We start from the raw sequence: 13,671 nt of genomic DNA on the forward strand, positions 1-13,671 counted from the left end.
TCACCAGCCCTTCGCGAGGCTCGTCTGCAGCCGGGCCGCGCGGGCCGCCCGGAGCTGGAAGATCGCCTTCACCATGGCCGGCGCGGCGATGAAGATGACGATCAGCGCCTGGAGCACGGTGACCAGCTCCAGTGAGATCCCGGAGTACGACTGCATCCGGTTGCCGCCGGCCTGGAGGGCGCCGAAGAGCAGCGCGGCCAGCAGCACGCCCCACGGCTTCACCCGGCCGAGCAGGGCGACCAGGATGCCGTCGAAGCCGATCTGCGCGATCACCAGCGGGGTCAGCGCGTTCGCGGTCGACCCGAGCACCATCTGGCTGCCACCGAGGCCGGCCAGCAGGCCCGAGATCGCCATCACCAGCACGTACGTCTTGGCGACGCTGATGCCGGCGGTCCGGGCGGCGTCCGGGTTCTCGCCGACCGCGCGGAACTCGAAGCCGAGCGTCGACCGGTTGAGCAGCCAGGCGACGAACCAGGTGACCAGCACGGCGAGCAGGATGCCGGCGTGCACCCGCAGGTTGTCGCCGAGCAGCCGGGGCAGCTGGGCGGAGGACTCGACCGGCTTGCTGATCGCGTCCGACCGGTTCGGGTTCTGCACCCCGCTCTGCACGATGATCCAGGACAGGAAGTAGACCGCCACGTAGTTGAGCATGATCGTGTTGATCACCTCGTGGGCGCCGGTCCGCGCCTTGAGGATGCCGGGGATGAAGCCCCAGAGCGCGCCACCGGCGGCCCCGGCGATCAGCGCGACGAGCAGGTGCACCCCGGGCGGCAGCGGCAGCGCGAAGCCGACGAGGGCGGAGAGGATGACACCGATGGTCGCCTGGCCCTGGGAGCCGATGTTGAACAGGCCGCCGCGGAAGGCGAGCGCCACCGACAGGCCGGTGAAGACCAGCGGCGCGGCGTACGTGAGCGTCTCCGAGATCGGACTGAGCGCGGCGGTGAAGCCGGTCGCCTGCGGGTCGAAGATCGCGCCCTTGAACAGGTTCGCGTACGCCTCGCTGACCACCGTCCAACTGGAGTTGAGCGCGTCCGACGGCCGGGCGGTGATGTAGCTGTAGGTGGCCAGCACCTCCGGGTCGGAGACGATGATCAGCACCGCGCCGACCAGCAGCGCCAGCAGCACGGCCAGCACGGTGACGGTGACCGTGTTGGCCGCCCAGAGGTTCTCCAGGAACAGCCGGCCCAGCGAGGGGCGGGGCTCCCCGGCCGGGGGCTGCTTCGGCGCGGTGGCCGGCACCGGACGCTCGGGGTCGCCGGCGGGCGCGACGGGGGTCGCCCGGGCCTCGCTCCGCGCCTCCTGCGCCTCGGTCGCCGGCTCCTTGTCCGGGGAGCCCGACACCGGGTTCGGGTTCGTCATGCCTCGTCCTCGTTGCCAGGGCCCTCGGGGGCCGGGGCCGCGGTGCCCTCGGTCGGGGTCTGGGTCGCGGTGTCCGGGGTGATACCGGCCATCAGCAGGCCGATCTCCTCGCGCGGGGTGTCCGGGCCGACCACGCCGATGATCCGGCCCCGGTACATCACCGCGATCCGGTCGGCCAGGCCGATGACCTCGTCCAGCTCGCTGGAGACCACCATCACGGCGGTGCCGATGTCCCGCTCGCGGATGATCCGGCTGTGGATGAACTCGATCGAGCCGACGTCCACGCCCCGGGTGGGCTGGGCGGCGATGAAGAGCTTCAGCGGCCGGGACAGCTCCCGGGCCACGATCACCTTCTGCTGGTTGCCGCCCGACAGGGTGCCCACCGCGGCGTCCGCCGAGGAGGTACGCACGTCGAACTGCTCGATCCGCTCCTTCGCCGACTTCGCGATGGCGTCCGGCTTGAGCGAGAGGCCCTTGCCGAAGGGCGGCCGGTCGTAGATGTCCAGCACCAGGTTCTCCGCGACGGAGAACTCCTTGACCAGGCCGTCCACGCTGCGGTCCTCCGGCACGTAGCCGACCCCGGCGCGGAGCACCTTCTTGGTGGACCAGCCGTGCACGGGCTCGCCGTCCAGGGTGACCGTGCCGGCGAGCGCCGGCCGCAGGCCCATGATCGCCTCGATCAGCTCGGTCTGGCCGTTGCCCTGCACGCCGGCGACGCCGAGGACCTCACCGGCGTGCACGGTCAGGTCGACGCCGTCGACCGCGCGCACCTGCCGGTCGTCGTCGACGACCAGGCCGGCGACCTCCAGGATCGGCTTGCCGGGGTGGGCCGCCTTCTTGTCGACGGTCAGTCGGACACTGCGCCCCACCATCAGGGCGGCCAGCTCGTCCCGGCTGGCGCTCGGGGACGCGGTGCCCACGGTCTTCCCGCGCCGGATCACGGTGATCCGGTCGGCGATCGCCTTCACCTCGCCCAGCTTGTGGGTGATGAACACGATCGACTTGCCGGCCGCCTTGAGCGACCGCATGACCGCGAGCAGTTCCTCGGTCTCCTGCGGGGTCAGCACGGCCGTCGGCTCGTCGAGGATCAGCAGGTCGACGTCGCGGGTGAGGGCCTTGACGATCTCCACCCGCTGCTGGATCCCGACCGGCAGGTCCTCGATCACCGCGTCCGGGTCGACCCGGAGGTTGTACCGCTCGGAGACCTCGGCGACCTCCCGCCGCGCGCGCCGCCGGTCGAGCAGGCCGGTGAAGCCGCCCTTGACCTGCTCGGCGCCGAGCATGACGTTCTCGGCCACGGTGAAGACCGGCACCAGCATGAAGTGCTGGTGCACCATGCCGATCCCGGCGGCGATGGCGTCGGAGGGGCCCTTCAGCTTCAGCGGCTCGCCGTCGACCAGGATCTCGCCCTCGTCGGGCTGGTAGAGCCCGTAGAGCACGTTCATCAGGGTCGACTTGCCCGCGCCGTTCTCGCCGAGCAGGGCGTGAATCTCTCCAGGCTCCACCGTCAGATCGATGTGGTCGTTGGCGACCAGGTCACCGAACCGTTTGGTGATGCCGCGCAGTTCGAGTCTCAGCGCAACCTCCTGGAGTGCGAGCGAATGGTGCAGCCTAGCGGCTGCCGCGCCGGCCACCGAGCCGGGCCTGGGGTGGAGCGGAGTCGGCCGCCCCGGTGCCACGGAGGTCTTCCGCGAGCGCCGGGGCGGCCGGTCGTCATTCCTGGTGCCCGCCGGCCTCCGCTGCCGATGATCTCACCGCGGCGGCCGGCGGAGCGGTCACTTGGTCGGCTGGGCCTTCGAGGTGACCGTGATGGTGCCGGCGGCGATGTCCGCCTTGATCTTGTCGACCTCGGCCTTCAGGTCCGCCGGGACCTTGCTGTCGAAGTCGTGGTACGGCGCGATCGAGACGCCGTTGTTGGCCAGGGTGCCCACGAAGCCCGGCTTGGCCTCGAGCTTCTCGCCACCGGCGGCCTTGAGCACGGCCTCCTTGACGGCGTCCGGGATGTTCTTGACGACCGTGGTCACCAGCGCCGGGCAGTTCGGGGTGCTTTCGCAGCCGTCGACGTCCACCCAGATCACCGAGTACTTGCCGTTCGAGGCCTGGGCGGCGGCGGTGGTGCCGAGGCCGGCGCCACCGGCGACCGGCATGACGATGTCCGCGCCCTGGGCGACCAGCGCGTCCGAGACCTTCTTGCCCTCGTCCTGCTTGACGAAGTCGTTGGTGAAGGAGCCCTTCTGGGTGGCCTTGTCCCAGCCGAGGACCTGGACGTTCTTGCCCTTGGCCTTGTTGTAGTACGCGACGCCGTCGGCGAAGCCGTCCATGAAGATGGTCACCGGCGGGATCGGCAGACCGCCGTAGGTGCCGACCTTGCCGGTCTTGCTCATCCCGGCGGCGAGGTAACCGGCCTGGAAGGCGGCCTGCGCGGTGTCGAACTGCATCGGGTAGATGTTGTCCAGGCCCGGGTTCGAGTCGACGATGGCGAACTGCTGCTTCGGGTTCGCCTGGGCGGCCTTCTTGGTGGCGTCCGACATCAGGCCACCGACGGCCAGGATGAAGTCGCACTTCTGGTTGACGAACCCGGTCAGGTTGACCTCGTAGTCCGCCTCGGCCTTCGACTGGACGTTCTTGATGTCGATGTTGTCGTTCTCGTTCTTCGCCTCCTGAAGGCCCTTCCAGGCCGAGGTGTTGAAGGACTTGTCGTCGATGCCACCGACGTCGGTCACCATGCAGGCGCTGAACTTCTTGCCGCCGGTGCCGCCGGCGTTCTTGTCGTCCTTGGGGGCCTCGCCACAGGCGGCGGCACCCAGCACGAGGCCACCCGCCACGATCGCGGAGGCGATCCGCATCCCACGCACAGAGCGCAAGACGTCTCCTTCCCATTGCACACCGCGTCGTGCGCGGTGGCAGCCCTTGCGCCGGCCTGCGGTGTGCCGCCGGCGTCCCACGTTACGGACGGGAGCGTACGCCCGCGCCCACCCACCGGCCGACAATCGTGCACGACTGTTGAGCGTCCGTTACCCCTACGTAACCCTTGCGTGGGGCACGTCACTTTCCGTGCCGACCGCCCTCCACCGGAGGTGTCGCGAACGTCCCTTTTCCCAGCCCCTCCCCTGCTCCCGGCGCTACCGCCAGAAGACCGCGACCGCCGCGTTGAGCAGCGTCAACCCGATGATTGCAAGGAAGTGACCGCGGCTCACGGACTCCCGCTTACGCGAGAAGAAGACCATGACGAAGATCAGCAGGGCGATTACCAACTTGGTAACAAGTTTCGCCGGTGCCGGCTCGTCGTCCGGGTCGCGCAGCGGGGCGGACAGCCCGAGCCCGGTGAGCACCTGGATGATCGCCCCCCAGAGCATGGCCGCGTTGATCCGCAGCCGGCCGGTGACGTACTGGGCGATCCCGCCGCCGAGCAGCAGCGCGAACCCGATCAGGTGGACATAGAGCAGTATCAGCCGAAGAGCTTCCATGGGGGCCATCCTCCCCTATCAACGACGATTTGTAGTAGACGGCCCGCCGAGCTGCTGTCATACCGTGATCTCAGCCGGCCGCTCCGTGACGGCCGTCGCGCGGGCGGCCGGTGCCGCCGACCACCGCCCCAGCAGCACCAGCACCAGCCCGACCACCGCGTATCCGGCCAGCACGTTGAGGGACCGGGCGCCGCCGGCCCCGTCGAAGAAGGCGGCCGACCGGAGCAGCGTCCCGCCGGCCCCGACCGGCAGCAGCTGTCCGACCGTGCCCCACGGCCGCGGCAGCAGCTCGGGTGCGGCGGCGACCGCGGAGAGCGGGTTGCCGACCAGGAAGACCAGCAGCGCGCCGAGCCCGACGCCGGGGCGGCCGAACAGCGCCCCGAGGCCGGCCACGGTGCCCGCGGTGGCCAGGGCGAACAGGCCCATCGCCCCCGCCTCGCGCCACAGGCCGCCAGCCAGGACGCCGAGCCAGCCGTGCAGCACCGCGACCCCGGCCAGGCCGGCGAGAACGGCGTAGCCGAACAGCCCGACCAACCGGGCGCTCCGGCGGGCGACCAGCAGGACGAGCAACGCCCCGGCCAGCATGCTGGTCAGCGCGAGCGGCAGGAAGCCGGCGGCGAACCCGGCGCCGCGCGGGTCGTCCGGGTCGGCCGGGACGACCTGCACCACCGGCACCGGGCGGCCGGCGGAGAGCTGGGCCGCGGCCTCGGTGAGCAGCGCGGCCACGGTGGGGCTGGCAGCCGGGGCGGTGTGCAGGGCGACCCCGTCCGGGCCGGCGACGAAGGCGGCGTACACCTCCCGGTCGCGCAGCGCCCGGTCGGCGGCCGCACCGTCCGGGAGGGTCCGCACGTCGAACGCGCCGGGACGCGCGGCGGCGAGCCGGCCGGCCAGCTGGGTCGCGGCCGGGGCCGGACCGGCGACCGCGATCGGCAGCTCGCGCGGCGCGAGGTGGGCCGCCGGGGCGGCGAACAACGGCACGAGCAGGGCCTGCACGCCGACCGTCAGCACGGCCAGCAGGGCGGCGAGCAACCACGGGGATCGGATCCGGGACGACATCATCGCCTCCTAAAACGAACGCTCATTCTCTTTAATTGGAGACTGCGCCCTGGCGGCTCCGGAGTCAAGAACGAACGTTCGTTTTACACTGTGCGGCATGCCACGCGTATCGGAAGAACACCGGGCGGCCCGCCGGCAGCAGATCCTCGACGCGGCGCGCCGCTGCTTCCTCCGCGACGGCTTCCACAACACCTCGATGCAGGACGTGATCGCCGAGGCGGGGCTCTCGGTCGGCGCGGTCTACCGCTACTTCCCGAGCAAGAACGACCTGATCACGGCGATCGCGCAGGCTGTCATCGGCGGAGCGGACGGCGTCTTCGCCGAGCTGGCCGCCGTCGAGCCGCCCCTGCCGCTGGCCGAGGCGCTGGACCGGGCGCTGACGTACGTCGACGCGCAGACCGGGCCCGACGGCATGCTGCCGCTGGCGATCCAGGTGTGGAGCGAGGCGCAGCGGGATCGGGCGCTCGCCGAGTTCGTCGCGGCGACGTACGCCCGTTTCCGCGGTCACTTCGTGGCGATCGCCCGCCGCGCCCGGGACGGGGGCGAACTGTCCCCGGACGCCGACCCGGACGCGGTCGGCACGGCCCTGTTCGGCCTGGTTCCCGGCTACTTCATGCAGCGCATCCTGACCGGCTCCCCCGACCGGTCCACCTACCTCGCCGGCGTCCGCGCCCTCCTGGCCGGCCGGCATGATCGTGCTCGAGCACGGCAGTAGTGGTCTCCCGGTGATGGAAGACCACCACTGCACCGCTGGAGCGCGATCTTGCCGGGACCGGGGCTCAGGCGAGGCGCCACACCTGGAAGGTGGGGCCGTCGGCGGGCAGGGTCACCGCGCCGTCGGCGCCCGGGCGCAGGGCGGGGGCGTCGCCGTACACGTTCTCGGCGGCCGGTAGGCCGGCCAGGCGGAGGGGGGCGCCGGGGGCGCGGCGGGCCAGCACCAGCACCGCGCCGGTGGGCGCCTCGCGCAGGAAGACCAGGGTGTCCGGGTCCGCGTGCACCCAGCGCAGGCCGCCGTGCCGCAGCGCCGGCTCGGCGCGCCGCAGCGCCAGCAGCGACCGGTACGCGTCGAACGTGCGCCCGTCCCAGCTCTCCGGCCGGTGCCACGGCATCGGGGTACGCGAGCCCTCGCCGTTGGTGCCGGTCAGCCCCAGCTCGTCCCCGGCGAAGACCACCGGGGTGCCGGGCATGGTGGCGAGCAGCCCCGCCGCCACCTCCTGCCGGGCGGCGTCGCCGACCACGGTCCGGATCCGGGCCGAGTCGTGCGAGCCGAGCAGCTGCCAGGAGTGCACGTACGAGCGCCAGGAGATCAACGACCGGTAGGTGTTCATGGTGGCGAGGACCGCCCCCGCGTCCCGCCGCCGGACCCCGCCCGGGGTGCCGAGGAAGTTCGGCACCGGCTGGTCACCCTGCCGCAGCCAGGACCAGACCGGGTCGGTGAAGCCGACGTAGTTCATGGTGCCGTGCCAGCCGTCCCGGTCCAGGTCACCGGTGTGGTCATGGCCGTGCTCGGCGAGCAGCAGCCCGTCGGCCCGGGTGTCGGCGACCACCTCGCGCAGCAGCCGCGCCACCTCGTGGGTGTACGCGTCGGCGCCGCGCCGGCCGGTCATGTTGGCCACGTCCACCCGCCACCCGTCGAGGGCGTACGGCGGGCGCAGCCAGCGGCGCAGCAGCGAGTCCTCGGCGGTGGCGAAGCGCCGGCGCAGCTCGGCGCTGCCCCAGTTGAGCTTCGGCAGCGACTTGACCCCGTTCCAGGACTCGTAGTCCCCGGTCACCGCGTCGAAGTAGTACAGCTCCCGCTCGGGCGCGTGCACGTCCGCGACAGCCCGCGTGAACCATTCGTGCGCGTCGCCGGTGTGGTTGCTGGTGATGTCGCCGAGCAGCCGCCAGCCCCGGGCGTGCACCGCCTCGGCGAGCCGGGCCAGGGCGGCGTCCCCGCCGAGCAGCGGGTCCACGGTGTCGAAGCTGGCCGCGTCGTACCGGTGGTTGGAGCGCGCCGGGAAGATCGGGGTGAGGTAGACGGTGTTCACCCCGAGCCGGTCCAGGTGGTCCAGGTGCTCGGTGACGCCGTCCAGGTCGCCGCCGTAGAACTGGCGCGGCGTCTCCGGCCCGCGCCCGATCACCGGGGTGTCCCAGTCGCAGGGGATGGCCCAGTCCGGGGCGGTCCGGCCGTCGGCGGCGGCCGAGCGGGCGAACCGGTCCGGGAAGATCTGGTAGATCACCGCGTCCCGGGCCCAGGCCGGCGGGGGCGCGTAGCTGACCAGCTTGAAGTCGCCGTTGTCCGGCACGTCGTGGTCGACGAGTCCGGCGGCGTTGAGCCAGCGGTAGCCCCGCGCGCCTGCCAGCAGGAAGCGGTAGTTGCTGACCGGGTTGCGGACCTCGACGTCGGCCCGCCACCACACGTCGCCGCCGTCGGTGCGATCGACGACGGCCTCGGCGAAGCGCGGCTCGCCGTCGCCGGTGGTCCGGAGGTGCACCTGGCGCACGTCGGCGCCGGCCGGCACCCGGACGAAGACCGGGACGGTCTGCCCGAGCGCGGGCTCCTGCTCGGGGACGTAGGTGGCGGATCCGTCGTGGTGCGGCTGGAGAGACACGGGCATGCCTTTCGCGTCGATGGACGGGGAGGGGGCGGGGCTGTCCGCCGCGGCCGGTTGCCCGACCGCGGCGGCCCGCCCTTGACCGCTCCGGTGTACGTCGACCCGACGCCCTTGCCGCAGCGTGCTTTCGGTACTTATCCCTTGACGGCTCCGGCGGTGAGGCCGGAGACGATGTAGCGCTGGAGCAGTTGGAACACCAGCACCGTGGGGATCGCGGTGAGCAGCGTGCCCGCCGCGAACATCCCGAAGTTGTTGTTGCGCTCACCGGCCACCAGGCCGAACATGCCGACCGCCAGGGTCTTCGACTCGGTGTTGGTGAGGAACACGTTGGCGATCATGAACTCGTTGATCGTGCCGATGAACGACAGCAGCGCGGTCACCGCCAGGATGGGCGCCACCAGCGGCAGCATGATCCGGAAGAAGACCTGGGCGTGCGTGGCGCCGTCCATGGTCGCCGACTCGTCCAGCTCACGCGGCAGGGTGTCGAAGAAGCCCTTCATCAGCCAGGTGTTCACGCCCAGCGCGCCACCCATGTAGAGCAGGAACAGGCCCCACGGGGTGTTGAAGCCGAGCGCCGGCCACAGGTCGGTGACCGTGGTGAAGATCAGGAAGATCGCCACGATGGCCAGGAACTGCGGGAACATCTGGATCAGCAGCAGCGTGAGCAGGCCGAACCGCCGCCCGGCGAAGCGCATCCGGGAGAACGCGTACGCCGCGAGCGCCGACAGGAAGATCGACACGAAGCTGGCCGCGCCGGCGATCAGCAGCGAGTTGAGGAACCAGTGGCCGAAGGCGGTCTTGTCGAACAGGTTGGTGAAGTTCTCGAACGACGCGCCGGTGGGCAGCAGCTCGGTCGAGGAGAGCGTGCCGAGCGGGTTGAGCGCCGCGGAGAGCACGAACAGGATCGGGAAGAGGCTGAACACCACCGCCAGCACCCCGACGAGGTGCCGCCAGCCGACCTGGCTGAACCAGCGGTTCTTCGACTTCCCCTTTGCGTTGCGGTTGGCGACGGGGGCGTCCGCGTAGGTCGTCACGAGTACACCTCCTCCTGCTTGCGGGTGCGCCGGAAGCTGATCGCCGACACCGTGGCCACGATCGCGAAGATGAAGATCGAGACCGCGGCGGCCATGCCGAACTCGGCGCCCTGGGCGCCGAAGGCGAGCCGGTAGGTGTAGGTGATGAGCAGGTCGGTGGCGCCGTTGGTCGGGTTGTCCGCCGGGAACGGGCCACCCTCGGTGGTCAGCCAGATCGCGTTGATGTTGTTGAAGTTGTACGCGAACGACGCGATCAGCAGCGGCGAGAGCGCCACCAGCAGCAGCGGCAGGGTGACCGAGCGGAAGGACTGCCAGGGCGAGGCGCCGTCGACCGAGGTGGCCTCGGTCAGCTCGCGCGGGATGGCCTGCAGCGCGCCGGTGGCGACCAGGAACATGTACGGGTAGCCCAGCCAGAGCTGCACCAGCAGCACCGCCGCCCGGGCCGACCAGGCCTGGCCGAACCAGTCGACGCCGAGCCCGAACAGGTTGTTGACCAGGCCGAAGTCGGTGTTGAACATGTCCCGCCAGACCAGCAGCATGGCGAACGACGGCATGGCGTACGGGAGGATGAGCAGCACCCGGTAGAGGTTGGTGCCCTTCATCCGGGGCGAATGCAGGGCGAGCGCGATGGCCATGCCGAGCAGGAAGGTGAGCCCGGTCGAGCCGATCGCGAAGGCGAAGTTCCACAGCAGCGTGCCGAAGAACGGCCGGGAGATGTTCGGGTCGGTGAGCACCCGGCTGAAGTTCTTCAGCCCGACGTTGACCTTCCAGCCCTGGGTGAGCCGCTCGCCGTCGGCGGCCACGAAGGCGCCGCTCTTCGCGTCGGCGGTCCAGGTCTTGCCGGTCTCGGTGTCCTTGACGCAGTCGCACCCGGCGTCGTACGCCCGGACCGCCTTGCCCTCGTAGGCGCGGGTGAGGCCGTTGGAGCGGATCGCGCCGCCGGAGGTCGGCACGATCAGGTCGGTGATCTCCTTGCTCCGGACGCTGGCCTGGCCGATGTTCAGCACGGTGTAGCCGTCGGCGGCGGTGACCTTGCCGGTGAGGCTGCTGGCCTCCACCTGACCGGGGTCGAGCTTGCGCAGACCGCCCGCGTCGCCCGCGAAGACCTCCTTGGTCTTCGGGTCGCTCAGCAGGAAGACCAGCGCCCCGGTCGCCGGGTCGTCGCCCTTCGTGGCGATGGAGAGGGAGTACTCGGTGGAGCCGGGGACCTGCTTCACCGAGGAGGTCTGGATGGCGACGATCGCGTCCTGCTTGCTGCCGCGGTGGCCGTCGCCGAAGTTCGTGAAGGCGGTGCTCGCCGTGTAGAGCACCGGGAAGACCTGGAACGCGATCAGGAAGATCGTGCCGGGAACCAGGTACTTGGCCGGGATGTGCCGCCGGCCGAGGTAGAGGTAGAACAGGACGGCGGTGGTGACCGCCAGGATGCCCAGCCCGATCCAGTGTTCGGCCTCGATGAGCGGGAACGCCGCCCAGATCGCGATCCCGGCCACCAGGCCGAGCAGGACCACCTTGACGACGAGGCCGGTCGCGGTGATCGGCGCGTGGTTCCGCGCGGTACGGGACTTGCGCGGGAGCCCGCTGCGAACGGGCTCCCGGCCCGGGGCCTGCGTGGCAGACCCCGGGCCGGACAGCGACGTGCTCATTACTTGATCTGACCCGCGATGGTCTTGCCCGCGGCGGTGATCGTCTTGGCCGGGTCGGCGCCACCGATGATGGCGGCCTCCGCCTTGCCGAACGGGTCCCAGATCGCGGCCATGGCCGGGATCGCCGGGAGCACCTGGCCGTTCTTGCCGGCCTCCTGGAACTTGGCCAGGTCCGGGTCCTCGCCCTTGACCTGGTCGAAGGCGGCGGTCAGCGCCGGCGGGCGCGGCTCGGCCTGGTAGAGCGCGACGGCCAGCTCGGGCTTGGTCACGTAGTTGGTGACGAACTCCTGGGCCAGGGCCTTGTTCTTGCCCTTGGCGGCGACGTAGAACGCCTGGACGCCCACGAACGGCTGGGCCTCCTTGCCACCGGCGAAGCCGGGGACCGGGGAGATGTCGTACTTGATGTTGGCCTTCTTGGCGTCGGCGATGGCCCACGGGCCGGAGACCAGGAAGGCGCACTTCTTGCCGGTGAAGGTGGCGATGGAGTTCTCGCCGGTGATGGAGCGCTTCAGCGCGCCGTCGCCCTTCTCACCGAGCTTCGCGATCTTCTGGAAGGCCGCGATCGACTCCGGCTTGCCCACGCCCAGGTCCTTCGGGTCGTAGTCGCCGTTGGCCGCGGTGCCGAACAGGTAGCCGCCGCCGGAGGTGTACAGCGGGTAGATGTGGTACGCGTCGCCGTTCTGGCCGGACTGCAGGCAGAGGATCTCGCTGGCCTTCTTCTCAGCCTTGAGCTTCTTGCCGGTCTGGACCAGCTCCTCGATCGTCTTCGGCGCCTCGGGGGCCAGCTCGGTGTTGCGGATGAGCGCGACGTTCTCGGTGGCGTAGGGCACACCGTAGAGCTGGCCGTTGAAGGTGACCGCCTTGATCGCGGTCTCGTTGAAGGCGCTCTTCTGCTCGGCGGCGAGCTGCACCGGGTCGATGGCGCCGTTCTGGACCAGGTTGCCGATCCAGTCGTGCGCGCCGACCACGACGTCCGGGCCGCTGCCCTGCTGCGAGGCGGTGACGAAGTTGGTCTGCAGGTCCTTGGAGACGGCCTGGACCTCGACGGTCACGCCGTTCTCCTTGCCGAACTCGTCGGCGAACGGCTTCAAAGCCGCGGTCCGCTTGTCGTCGGCCCAGATGACCAGCTTGCCGCCGGTCGCCTTGGTGGCGGACTCCTTGGCGGCCGGCTTGTCGCTGCCGCTGCCACCGCAGCCGGACGCGGCGAGCGCCAGGCCGAGGACAGCGACCACACCCGCGGTACGGATGCGCATCGGTACTCCTGTCGTCATGGCGGCCCGCCGGGGGAAGGGCGGCCCGCCAGTGGAAACCTCTGTAATTTCTTGCTGACCGGCGCTGGGGTGCTGCGCCGCTGCTCTCGCGTGTTGCGGGGACGTTAGCAAGAGGTTGCAGAGAATGGAAGGGCTTGCAGAAGTGTACGCAAGACTTTGCCGTTGAGCTAAAGTGCCGCCATGCGCGCTCGACTGTCCGACATCGCCCAACAGGCCGAAGTCAGCGAGGCCACGGTGTCGCGGGTGCTCAACGACCGCCCCGGAGTGGCCCCCGAGACCCGGCAGGCCGTCCTGACCGCCCTCGATGTGCTCGGCTACGAGCGCCCCGCCCGGCTGCGCAAGCGCAGCGCCGGCCTGGTCGGCCTGGTCGTGCCGGAGCTGGACAACCCGATCTTCCCAGCCTTCGCCCAGGTCATCGAGTCGACGCTGGCCCAGAGCGGCTTCACCCCGGTGCTCTGCACCCAGACCCCCGGCGGGGTCACCGAGGACGAGTACGTCGAGATGCTGCTGGACCGGCAGGTCTCCGGGATCGTCTTCGTCTCCGGCCTGCACGCCGACACGGCCGCCAACCACGACCGGTACCGCGCGCTGATCGCCCGGCCGCTTCCGATCGTCATGATCAACGGATACGCGCCCGGCATCGCGGCGCCCTTCGTCTCCTGCGACGACGGCGAGGCCACCGAGCTGGCCGTCGCGCACCTGGTCGCGCTCGGCCACCGCCGGATCGGCCTGATCACCGGACCGGACCGCTTCGTGCCGGTGCAGCGGCGGGTGGCCGGCTTCCGGACCGCCATGAGCCGCCTGGTCGGGACGACCGAGGCGGAGGTCGGCGAGCTGGCCGAGCTCTCCCTCTTCGGCGTCGAGGGCGGGGAGGCCGCCGCCGGCCGGCTGATCGAGCGCGGCGTGACCGGCATCGTCTGCGGCTCCGACCTGATGGCGCTCGGCGCGATCCGGGCCGCCCGCCAGCGCGGCCTGTCGGTGCCCGCCGACGTCTCGGTGGTCGGTTACGACGACTCCCCGCTGATGGCCTTCACCGATCCGCCGCTGACCACCATGCGGCAGCCCGTCGCCGCCATGGCGGTGGCCGCGGTCCGGGCCCTGGTCGACGAGATCAACGGGCACGCCGCCCCGCACTCCGAGTACCTGTTCCGACCGGAACTGGTGGTGCGCGGCTCCACCGCGGTGATCCGGCCGGCCGGCGCCGCCCCGGGCGGCCCGCAGCGGCAGCGCCCGACCCCGTCGTCGCT

11 protein-coding genes are annotated in these 13,671 nt (G+C 71.0%); 2 read left to right on the plus strand and 9 right to left on the minus strand.

Annotation, left to right across the window (positions count from 1 at the left end; genetic code table 11):
• From EFE23_RS20300 to EFE23_RS20320, 5 genes are all read right to left on the minus strand, one after another.
• On the minus strand, nt 1-1,359 hold the full coding sequence (locus EFE23_RS20300) for an ABC transporter permease (protein WP_123242525.1): 1,359 nt from the start codon (nt 1,357-1,359) through the stop codon (nt 1-3).
• The gene (locus tag EFE23_RS20305; RefSeq protein ID WP_123242526.1) at nt 1,356-2,993 is read right to left on the minus strand and encodes an ABC transporter ATP-binding protein; all 1,638 of its coding nucleotides are present in this window, start codon (nt 2,991-2,993) and stop codon (nt 1,356-1,358) included. Before EFE23_RS20305 ends, EFE23_RS20300 begins: the two co-directional genes overlap by 4 nt.
• Nucleotides 2,994-3,134: 141 nt before the next feature.
• Nucleotides 3,135-4,205: a BMP family lipoprotein gene (locus tag EFE23_RS20310; protein WP_123242527.1), complete on the minus strand. Its 1,071-nt coding sequence runs from the start codon at nt 4,203-4,205 to the stop codon at nt 3,135-3,137.
• A 276-nt stretch (nt 4,206-4,481) separates the two neighbouring features.
• Nucleotides 4,482-4,826: a hypothetical protein gene (locus EFE23_RS20315; RefSeq protein ID WP_123242528.1), complete on the minus strand. Its 345-nt coding sequence runs from the start codon at nt 4,824-4,826 to the stop codon at nt 4,482-4,484.
• Between the two features lie 57 nt (nt 4,827-4,883).
• The gene (locus EFE23_RS20320; protein ID WP_199737152.1) at nt 4,884-5,882 is read right to left on the minus strand and encodes a hypothetical protein; all 999 of its coding nucleotides are present in this window, start codon (nt 5,880-5,882) and stop codon (nt 4,884-4,886) included.
• Between the two features lie 97 nt (nt 5,883-5,979).
• On the opposite strand from EFE23_RS20320, the gene EFE23_RS20325 reads away from it, so the two are divergent.
• Complete coding sequence (locus tag EFE23_RS20325) at nt 5,980-6,597, plus strand: TetR/AcrR family transcriptional regulator (protein ID WP_199737153.1); 618 nt, start codon at nt 5,980-5,982, stop codon at nt 6,595-6,597.
• A gap of 64 nt (nt 6,598-6,661) precedes the next feature.
• Here EFE23_RS20325 and EFE23_RS20330 read toward each other — a convergent pair whose 3' ends face one another.
• The 4 genes from EFE23_RS20330 to EFE23_RS20345 form a co-directional block, all read right to left on the minus strand.
• On the minus strand, nt 6,662-8,473 hold the full coding sequence (locus EFE23_RS20330) for an alpha-amylase family glycosyl hydrolase (protein ID WP_123242535.1): 1,812 nt from the start codon (nt 8,471-8,473) through the stop codon (nt 6,662-6,664).
• A 137-nt stretch (nt 8,474-8,610) separates the two neighbouring features.
• A complete protein-coding gene (locus EFE23_RS20335; protein ID WP_123242530.1) occupies nt 8,611-9,510 on the minus strand; it encodes a sugar ABC transporter permease in 900 nt (299 codons plus the stop codon).
• A complete protein-coding gene (locus tag EFE23_RS20340) occupies nt 9,507-11,153 on the minus strand; it encodes an ABC transporter permease subunit (protein WP_123242531.1) in 1,647 nt (548 codons plus the stop codon). Before EFE23_RS20340 ends, EFE23_RS20335 begins: the two co-directional genes overlap by 4 nt.
• Nucleotides 11,153-12,406: a sugar ABC transporter substrate-binding protein gene (locus EFE23_RS20345; RefSeq protein ID WP_123242532.1), complete on the minus strand. Its 1,254-nt coding sequence runs from the start codon at nt 12,404-12,406 to the stop codon at nt 11,153-11,155. The genes EFE23_RS20340 and EFE23_RS20345 overlap by 1 nt, the downstream gene beginning before the upstream one ends.
• A gap of 198 nt (nt 12,407-12,604) precedes the next feature.
• Between EFE23_RS20345 and EFE23_RS20350 the strand changes: the two genes are divergently transcribed.
• The coding region (locus tag EFE23_RS20350) for a LacI family DNA-binding transcriptional regulator (RefSeq protein WP_148058490.1) at nt 12,605-13,671 on the plus strand (1,067 nt) is incomplete at its 3' end.

The sequence above is a fragment of the Micromonospora solifontis genome, from assembly GCF_003725545.1.
Classification (GTDB): domain Bacteria; phylum Actinomycetota; class Actinomycetes; order Mycobacteriales; family Micromonosporaceae; genus Micromonospora; species Micromonospora solifontis.